Source organism: Photorhabdus kayaii, assembly GCF_025384895.1.
Taxonomy (GTDB): domain Bacteria; phylum Pseudomonadota; class Gammaproteobacteria; order Enterobacterales; family Enterobacteriaceae; genus Photorhabdus; species Photorhabdus kayaii.
Genome location: NZ_JAJAFZ010000007.1, coordinates 112,493 through 121,081, shown reverse-complemented (window position 1 = coordinate 121,081; position 8,589 = coordinate 112,493). Strand labels below are relative to the sequence as shown.

The following is an 8,589-nucleotide window of genomic DNA, read 5'->3' as shown; positions in this document are numbered from 1 at the left end:
TTGGTTTTAATGCCACTTATCACCATATTGATAATAAAATATTTAGATGTATCGGGCGTTCCCGCAAACATTGTTATTCTATATTCCTCAGTACCTTGTGCCAGCAATGCTTATACCCTATGGATTTCAAGATGCATCGCGACGGCAAGGGAGTGAATCCCCGGGAGCATAGATAACGATGTGACCGGGGTGAGTGAGTGCAGCCAACAAAGGGGCAGCTTGAAAGATGACGGGTATATATATTAGCTAAACAAATGGGTGGTAATCATGAGGCAATGGCATCTATTATTACATGGACAACGTTATTATCCATTATTACTGTAACTCTAATTCTTGGTAATATGAAGTTATAGAAATAGGCATAAAACAGAGTATCATGATATAGAAAACATATTATTCCGAATAAATGCAATATGTTTTCTATTACTAAATAACCACGTAAAATAGTAAATAAATTAATAGAACTCAATCCGTTTTGAGCAATTTTTCCAATCGCTAAAAATAAAAAAAATATACCATACGTCTGACAGCTACCGCAGGAAAAAATATAAGTATAAATTTCACACATTAAATACAAGTAGCTTTGATATATTTCCAGCTATAAAATGTTTAATTTTTTATTTCCGCCAATTATACAAAAATAGTTAACCTCATAAGATATAAAAATATTCCATTATTCTCGTTCCTTACTAGACTATGATCGGCATGAGTTGGTAGGAATCGTTTTTACAATAATTCAATATGTTAATTATAAAATAGTATTATTTAATTTGAGGAAAGTATATGAGTCCCAAGAATGATTTTAAAGCTTTTTCTATTAGTAATAATGCTAACGTAGTCAGCCAAGAAGGGTATGAAACAAGCTCGGCTTTAAAAACTGGATTTCCACCAGAGAATATTACCACTCATTTACTTAACAAGGTATTGCGTCAATCTTCAACAATATCGTCTACAATAGCTAATTTTATCGCGACACAATATGGTGATGATGTTCTGGACGATGGGGATATAGTCAAACTCACTACTCAGTTAAATAAAGCCTTAGAAAAAAAGATTGCGACAGAAATTCCAAGTGCTTCTCTAACTCAGAAAGGAATTGTTCAACTCACAGATAAAACAGGCAACAGCAATTCACTTGCAGTCACTCAGAAACTTGTTTCTGATGTAAATGATAATGCTAACAACAGATTAGCAAAAAACCAAAATGGCGCAGACATTCTTGATAAAAACGCATTTGTGAAAAATCTCGGCTTAGCAGAAACCGGCAATTTAGCTAAAAATGCGGTACCGAATAGTAGAAAAATTAATGGAAAAGCGTTAACCGGGGATATCAGTCTGAATGCCGGGGATGTTGGGGCATTTAAGCTCGGATTAACAGAAAGATACACTGTTAATAATCCAATCCCCTGGAACGCAAACACAGGATTATATGATTTGCTGAATCCTGGAATAGATTCTTCGCATATTGCTCATTTCAATAATGGCATTGGAAGCTGCCCAGCTTTTCAGTTGAAAGTGCTGTACAAAAACCGGGGAATTGCTTATCGCTCTGCCCGTGATAATTATGGTTTTGAGGAAGATTGGACTGATATTTATACAACAAAAAATAAACCGACGCCGGCAGATATCGGAGCATATGCAAAATCTGAGGGATCTGAATTTATCCAGCCAAAGTATATTAATCAAGAGAATATAAGTGATTTTACCGCATGGATAAAATCATTGCCGCAGGGCGGTCATGCACTTAGATTTGGAGAGAATCATGGTGGTATTGGATATCCGTGGTCATGCGGCTATGTAACAAGAATGTATGACACATGGGCGGGATTTGTCGCGCATTATGACCATGCAGGTATTAGCTTTATCCATGGAAATGATGGGGGCGGAAATGCAAAAGTTAGCCGACTTTTGACAGATAAAAACGCGCGCTCCGACACTAACGGCATTCTCAGAGTATCCAGCCCAGTTGTCGATATTCATCCAGACGGAACTTACGAGTTAACCAGCGAAGCTGAGGGAGTGACGGTTAAGCGTATAGATACAGGGATATATCGAATCAGCGGTTGCAACGGTTTTGCCAAAGATGGCGCATGGGGAATTCACGGCGGGACTATTATTCCGGCAGACAGCAACGGGTTAAATCTTATTTGGGTGCGTGAATCGGTAGATACATCCAGCGGCGATATAACCATCGAATGTTACCATCGTCAAAATAAAGACGCGCCGGAATTTGCTCAAAATAAGCGTGTCAAAAGCGTAACTGCCACAGGAGAAATCGTTTATTACCATGATGCTGAACCATGCGATATTCCAGACGGAAGAGTAATTAATATTCGTGTGCAACTACCTGAGAAGTCATAATAATGTAATCAGGATCAGGCTCCCTAAAAGGGAGTCCAAAATTGCTGACGAACCCCATTTAAAAAGTGGGGTTCTGTTGATGTCAATCATATTGTTGTAGTGTGGGGTCTTTTATACCCGTCATCTTTCAAGTTGCCTCTTTGTTGGCTGCACTCACTCACCCCGGTCACATAGTTATCTATGCTCCCGGGGATTCGCTCCCTTGCCGCCTCGATGCATCTTGAAATCCATAGAGTATAGTATATCAAGGTATCGATTTTCCAGCGCCTCTATTAGAAGAAGACCGGACCCCGATGGTTAGACTTTTGTCATTAATCCGATGGGGCTATTAAGGCCCTACATGATGTTTACTGACTTCATTTTCTAACGCTTGATTCACGAAAGCATTAATCGTCACATCTTCTTCAAGTGCTAGTTCTGCAATTTTTCTATGCAATTCTGGATTAACTCTAACATTAAAAACCCCTTTATATGGCACATCAGGATTTTTATTTAATTCCTTGCAGTCTTGCAAATACAAATCAACTGAGATTTTAAATTCATTTTCCAATTCTGCAATTGTTTTTGCTTCATAAGTCACTAAATCGCGGATATATTCCAATTTACCAAAAAGAGTATTATTTTCCAGGTCAAATTCAATTGTACCTAAATAACCTTTATATTTTAAATATTTCATATCAACCCCACTTCTTTTAAAGTCTGTTTCACGGCTTTTAGTGTACCACCTTTAATGTAATTTTCAGGATGAGGGCGGTGCATTAAAATTGTGTGATTCAATGATTCATTGAAGAATCGTACCCTTGAACCTTGCTTTTCTTGTTTCTCATAGTTTAATAAGCTTAACAACACAACAAGTTCAGACCATTCAAAAGTTTTTTGGCTATTAAGAAACTTTTCTATCAGTTTCTCCGCTTTGCTCATGTACTCGTCCTTTCTTTTAAGAAAGTAACTAACAATAGTTACAAACATTAAATAAGTCAAGTTTCTTGTGCAACAAAAAAGGACGTTAGTGCCCTTCAGATTGCTGACGAATCCCACTTAAAAAGTGGGATTCTGTTGATCAAAGGCTTGCGATGGCTAGACCTTTGTCATCAATCTGAAGTTCCCCAAAAGGGAGCCTTAATTATCAAGGCAGTTGTACTCTATCAGGTTTATTTACGACGCCAGCTTGTCCCCTGCGGACCATCTTCCAGTTCAATACCCATCTCATTTAACTGATTACGAGCAGAATCTGCCAGCGGCCAATCTTTATTTTTACGGGCATCATTACGCTGCTTAATCAGTGCTTCAATTTTAGCAATTTCTTCATCGTCAGCCTGAACACCACGGTGCAGGAATTGTTCCGGCTGTTGTTGCAACAAACCTAAGATACCCGCCAACTTGCGTAATTCAGCCGCTAAACCATTCGCTGCGTCCATATCTTCTGATTTCAGGCGGTTGATTTCACGTGCCATATCAAACAGTACCGAATAAGCCTCTGGCGTATTGAAATCATCATTCATTGCGTCAATGAAACGCGCCTCAAATACTTCACCACCAGCCGGCTGTACAGAAGCATCTGTACCTCGCAGAGCTGTATAAAATCGTTCAAGTGCGGTACGGGCCTGCTTTAGGTTATCTTCTGTATAGTTAAGTTGACTGCGGTAATGGCCTGACAACAAGAAATAACGCACTGTCTCTGCATCGTAATATGCCAATACGTCACGGATAGTAAAGAAGTTGTTCAGCGATTTGGACATCTTCTCTTTATCCACCATCACCATCCCTGAATGCATCCAGTAATTCACATACGGGCCATCATGGGCACAAGTAGATTGCGCAATTTCATTTTCATGATGCGGAAACATCAGATCAGCACCACCACCATGAATATCAAAATGATTACCTAACTGTTTACTGTTCATGGCAGAACATTCAATATGCCAACCCGGACGACCCGCTCCCCACGGCGATTCCCAACTTGGTTCCCCAGGCTTGGACATTTTCCACAATACGAAATCCATCGGGTTACGCTTAACATCAGCCACTTCCACTCGCGCCCCTGCTTGTAACTGGCTGAGATCTTGGCGGGAAAGCAATCCGTAATCCTGATCACTCTCGACGGAAAACATGACATCGCCATTATCTGCGACATAAGCATGATCACGTTTGATCAACGATTCAGTCAGCGCAATAATCTCCGGGATATGCCGGGTCGCACGAGGTTCCAGATCAGGGCGTAAGATATTCAGCGCATCAAAATCTTTATACATTTCTGCCAACATACGGCCGGTCAAATCATCACAACTTTCACTGTTTTCTGCCGCCCGTTTGATGATTTTGTCATCAACATCGGTCACATTACGGACATAAGTTAAATCGTATCCCAGATAGCGCAGATAACGAGCAACCACATCAAAAGAGACAAAGGTTCTGCCATGACCAATATGGCACAGGTCATAAATCGTGATACCACACACGTACATCCCTACTTTCCCTGGATGAATTGGTTTAAATTCTTCTTTCTGACGGCTGAGGGTATTGAAAATTTTTAGCATCGAGATTTTCCGTAAATTCACTGTACGTGTGTTAAAAATAACGAATTGATAATCCTGGATTTATGTCCTTATCTCATCAATAAATGCTCGATATGGCATAATCCAATAGGATATTGAAACCTGATATTAAGCGCTTTGCAAGGTTAGCGATCAATATAGTCTACTGAAACTAATAGGTACTGACTCATTATGGTAGATGTGATATAAAAGCCGCCTGGTCCAAATGCCCTAACCGGGTTAATCAAAACTATTATTAGGATTTCAATTATGGTGACTTTCCATACCAATTTTGGCGATATTGTAATTAATACTTTCGCTGATAAAGCTCCTGTAACTGTTGAGAATTTCTTGAACTACTGCCGCAATAGCTTCTACGATAATACTATTTTCCACCGTGTTATTAACGGTTTCATGATTCAGGGTGGTGGATTTGAACCTGGCATGAAACAAAAGCCGACTGATGCAGCTATCAAAAACGAAGCCAATAACGGTCTGAAAAATAACCGTGGTACTTTGGCAATGGCCCGTACTAACGATCCACACTCAGCAACTGCGCAGTTCTTCATTAACGTTGTTGATAATGATTTCCTGAACTTCCGCTCTGAGCGCCCTGATGGCTGGGGTTACTGCGTCTTTGCCGAAGTGGTCGAAGGTATGGATGTTGTTGATAAAATCAAAAGCGTTTCTACCGGTCGCAGCGGTATGCACCAAGATGTACCACTCGAAGATGTTATCATCGAAAAAGTGACTGTCAGCGAATAACTCACTGAATATGTGCACACTTTTTATTGCGGATTTACATCTCAACGAACATGAACCGGCAATCACTGCCGGTTTTCTACGTTTCTTGCGTGAGGATGCCATTCAGGCAGATAGCCTCTATATTCTCGGCGATCTGTTCGATTACTGGATTGGCGATGATGATAACAACCCTCTCCACCATGAAATCGCTAGCGCACTAAAAACTGTGCAACAACAAGGTGTTACCTGTTACTTTATTCATGGCAACCGTGACTTTCTGATCGGTTCACGCTTTGCTAAAGAGAGTGGCATTATCTTGCTCCCACAGGAAAAAGTACTGGAACTGTACGGTAAGCGAGTGCTTATTCTACACGGCGATACCTTGTGTACTGATGACGAAGGTTATCAACGATATCGTAAGCGGGTTCATACCCCGTGGGTCCAACGTCTGTTTCTACTGCTACCTCTGTCTATCCGTCAAAAAATTGCCGTAAAAATGCGAGCAAACAGCCAATCGGTCAACAGCAGAAAATCCGAAGCCATTATGGATGTAAACCAGCAAGCTGTTATTGACACTTTTGAGCGGTACCAAGCTGACTGGATGATTCACGGACACACCCACCGCCCTTTTGTACATGAAGTTTCTCTGCATGATAAAACCCTCTACCGTGGTGTACTTGGCGCATGGCATCATCAGGGATCGATGTTCAAAATAACGGATAAATCAATCGATCTTATCTCTTTCCCATTCTGATTAACCGGGAACACCCGATATACAGGTGTCACAACAAAAGTATAAAGTAACGCAATCGTTTTCCTTAGCTTGTGAGCATGATATGATCCGCGGCCTTAAAACGTTATTTTCATTCTGGTGGACGTTAAAACACAGGAGCATTTGATTTATGACTGCCCAGCCTGATTTAGCAAGAACAACTCAACACAATGCCAAAATCGCCATTGTCATGGGTTCTAAAAGCGATTGGACGACTATGCAGCACGCGGCTGATATTCTCACTTCTCTTAATGTACCTTTTCATGTTGAAATTGTTTCTGCTCATCGTACACCCGATAAACTATTCAGTTTTGCCGAGCAAGCTGAGCAAAATGGTTTTGATATCATTATCGCTGGCGCTGGTGGCGCTGCTCATTTACCCGGCATGCTGGCAGCCAAAACGCTGGTACCGGTTCTCGGCGTACCCGTACAAAGCGCTACACTGAATGGGGTAGATAGCCTCTACTCTATCGTACAAATGCCAAAAGGGATTCCTGTTGGCACGCTTGCGATTGGAAAAGCCGGCGCGGCAAACGCAGCCCTACTGGCCGCACAGATTCTGGCGCGTCATGATAAAGATTTACTGAAACGCCTTAGCCATTGGCGTGAAACACAAACTCAGGATGTACTCAATAATCCCGATCCGCGGGAGGAAGCATGAAGCCAGTTTGTGTATTAGGCAATGGTCAGCTCGGCCGCATGTTACGCCAAGCTGGTGAGCCTTTAGGTATCACGGTTTATCCTGTTGGCCTCGATGCAGAACCCGAAGCAGTTCCTTATCAGAATAGCGTTATTACCGCTGAAATTGAGCGTTGGCCGGAAACGGCTCTTACTCAGGAACTTGCCCGCCATAAGGCTTTCGCTAATCGAGATATCTTTCCCCGTCTGGCTGACCGTCTGCCGCAAAAACAGTTAATGGATAGCCTTGGTCTGGCAACGGCTCCGTGGCAATTACTCTCTGAGACCAACCAATGGCCGCAATTATTCTCTGAACTCGGTAATTTCGTTATCGTTAAGCGCCGCATGGGTGGTTATGATGGCCGAGGGCAATGGCGTATTCATCCCGGAGATGAAACAGAATTACCCGCCGATATTTATGGTGAATGTATTGCTGAACAAGCCATTCCTTTCTCTGGCGAAGTTTCACTGGTCGGTGCCCGCAATAAAAATGGCGATTGTGTGTTCTATCCCTTAACGCACAATTTGCATCAAGATGGCATTCTCCGTGCCAGTATTGTCTCTCCTCAGGAAAATGACCATTTACAGCATTATCATTTACAACAACAGGCTGAGAGTATGTTGTCAGCTATTATGCACGAGCTGAAATATATCGGCGTGATGGCGATGGAATGTTTTATTGTCGGTGATAATTTATTGATCAACGAACTCGCACCACGCGTTCACAACAGCGGTCATTGGACTCAGAACGGCGCATCTATCAGCCAGTTTGAATTACATCTCCGTGCTATTCTGGATTTGCCCATGCCTCGACCAGCAGTGACTGCGCCGTCAGTTATGATCAATTTGATTGGCACAGATATCAACACCCAATGGCTCAACTTGCCATTGGTACATTTACATTGGTATGAGAAAGAAGTCCGTCCTGCACGTAAAGTCGGTCATCTTAATCTTTCTCACTTTGATAAAAATGAATTAAAAGATACATTGCAGAAACTTGTTCCCATGCTGCCCCCTGAATATCAGAGTGGCCTTGAATGGGCACAGGAAAAATTAATTAACTAACGTCTAACACTAGAATTATTTGTTTATTGAACTTGTTGTCTTGATTCGTGTCCACAATAGTCTTACAGAAAGGATACATAGTAAGAGACAGAGAGGCACATATGAATACGACTATATTGAAAGTTCGTGTTTCTGAAGAACTGAAGCACAAGCCGCCCGGGATAATAGTTTGGATATGTCTAGTTTTGTCCGTCTGGTATTAACTAGAGCAACAAAAAAACACCATGTTCCTAATGCTACAACGCAGGCAGCGATCCATGAACTGGAACATGGTGGTGATACAAGTGTAAATACCGTAGATGAACTTTGGGACAAAATAATAGATGACAAACATCTATCAAAATAATCAAAAATTTGTCATTTAATGGCCTGGGATTAATTGTGGAAGCGGAAGTAAAGTAACTTACCGCTTCACACTTCAGCTCATCCTAGCTT

General features: G+C 41.6%; 10 protein-coding genes. 6 read left to right on the top strand and 4 right to left on the bottom strand.

Translation table 11 applies throughout. The features are described 5' to 3' along the window. Window positions 1-783: 783 nt before the first annotated feature. On the top strand, window positions 784-2,361 hold the full coding sequence (locus LGZ98_RS04730) for a phage tail protein (protein WP_228902875.1): 1,578 nt from the start codon (window positions 784-786) through the stop codon (window positions 2,359-2,361). Between the two features lie 86 nt (window positions 2,362-2,447). Here LGZ98_RS04730 and LGZ98_RS04725 read toward each other — a convergent pair whose 3' ends face one another. From LGZ98_RS04725 to cysS, 4 genes are all read right to left on the bottom strand, one after another. Next, on the bottom strand, window positions 2,448-2,609 hold the full coding sequence (locus tag LGZ98_RS04725) for a hypothetical protein (protein ID WP_158536467.1): 162 nt from the start codon (window positions 2,607-2,609) through the stop codon (window positions 2,448-2,450). Window positions 2,610-2,689: 80 nt separating this feature from the next. Further along, on the bottom strand, window positions 2,690-3,037 hold the full coding sequence (locus LGZ98_RS04720) for a type II toxin-antitoxin system HicB family antitoxin (RefSeq protein WP_113040864.1): 348 nt from the start codon (window positions 3,035-3,037) through the stop codon (window positions 2,690-2,692). Next, window positions 3,034-3,282, bottom strand: a complete 249-nt coding sequence (locus LGZ98_RS04715) for a type II toxin-antitoxin system HicA family toxin (protein ID WP_036777623.1) — start codon at window positions 3,280-3,282, stop codon at window positions 3,034-3,036. The genes LGZ98_RS04720 and LGZ98_RS04715 overlap by 4 nt, the downstream gene beginning before the upstream one ends. A 230-nt stretch (window positions 3,283-3,512) precedes the next feature. Further along, complete coding sequence (gene cysS, locus LGZ98_RS04710) at window positions 3,513-4,898, bottom strand: cysteine--tRNA ligase (protein WP_113040863.1); 1,386 nt, start codon at window positions 4,896-4,898, stop codon at window positions 3,513-3,515. Between the two features lie 267 nt (window positions 4,899-5,165). Between cysS and ppiB the strand changes: the two genes are divergently transcribed. From ppiB to LGZ98_RS04685, 5 genes are all read left to right on the top strand, one after another. After that, the gene (gene ppiB, locus LGZ98_RS04705; RefSeq protein ID WP_113040862.1) at window positions 5,166-5,660 is read left to right on the top strand and encodes a peptidylprolyl isomerase B; all 495 of its coding nucleotides are present in this window, start codon (window positions 5,166-5,168) and stop codon (window positions 5,658-5,660) included. A 10-nt stretch (window positions 5,661-5,670) separates the two neighbouring features. Continuing rightward, the gene (gene lpxH, locus LGZ98_RS04700; protein WP_262977779.1) at window positions 5,671-6,393 is read left to right on the top strand and encodes a UDP-2,3-diacylglucosamine diphosphatase; all 723 of its coding nucleotides are present in this window, start codon (window positions 5,671-5,673) and stop codon (window positions 6,391-6,393) included. Window positions 6,394-6,541: 148 nt separating this feature from the next. Continuing rightward, entirely contained in the window at window positions 6,542-7,072 is a 531-nt protein-coding gene (purE, locus tag LGZ98_RS04695) for a 5-(carboxyamino)imidazole ribonucleotide mutase (protein ID WP_113040860.1), read from the top strand. Beyond that, the gene (gene purK, locus LGZ98_RS04690) at window positions 7,069-8,154 is read left to right on the top strand and encodes a 5-(carboxyamino)imidazole ribonucleotide synthase (RefSeq protein WP_113040859.1); all 1,086 of its coding nucleotides are present in this window, start codon (window positions 7,069-7,071) and stop codon (window positions 8,152-8,154) included. Before purE ends, purK begins: the two co-directional genes overlap by 4 nt. A gap of 175 nt (window positions 8,155-8,329) precedes the next feature. After that, the gene (locus LGZ98_RS04685) at window positions 8,330-8,500 is read left to right on the top strand and encodes a hypothetical protein (protein WP_158536466.1); all 171 of its coding nucleotides are present in this window, start codon (window positions 8,330-8,332) and stop codon (window positions 8,498-8,500) included. Window positions 8,501-8,589 lie beyond the last annotated feature (89 nt).

Excerpts from the sequence above, each read along its gene's own strand:
- LGZ98_RS04720 (WP_113040864.1), bottom strand. The coding sequence starts at position 3,037 with ATGAAATATTTAAAATATAAAGGTTATTTAGGTACAATTGAATTTGAC.
- purE (WP_113040860.1), top strand. The coding sequence starts at position 6,542 with ATGACTGCCCAGCCTGATTTAGCAAGAACAACTCAACACAATGCCAAA.
- ppiB (WP_113040862.1), top strand. The coding sequence starts at position 5,166 with ATGGTGACTTTCCATACCAATTTTGGCGATATTGTAATTAATACTTTC.
- LGZ98_RS04715 (WP_036777623.1), bottom strand. The coding sequence starts at position 3,282 with ATGAGCAAAGCGGAGAAACTGATAGAAAAGTTTCTTAATAGCCAAAAA.
- cysS (WP_113040863.1), bottom strand. The coding sequence starts at position 4,898 with ATGCTAAAAATTTTCAATACCCTCAGCCGTCAGAAAGAAGAATTTAAA.
- LGZ98_RS04730 (WP_228902875.1), top strand. The coding sequence starts at position 784 with ATGAGTCCCAAGAATGATTTTAAAGCTTTTTCTATTAGTAATAATGCT.
- LGZ98_RS04685 (WP_158536466.1), top strand. The coding sequence starts at position 8,330 with ATGTCTAGTTTTGTCCGTCTGGTATTAACTAGAGCAACAAAAAAACAC.
- purK (WP_113040859.1), top strand. The coding sequence starts at position 7,069 with ATGAAGCCAGTTTGTGTATTAGGCAATGGTCAGCTCGGCCGCATGTTA.
- lpxH (WP_262977779.1), top strand. The coding sequence starts at position 5,671 with ATGTGCACACTTTTTATTGCGGATTTACATCTCAACGAACATGAACCG.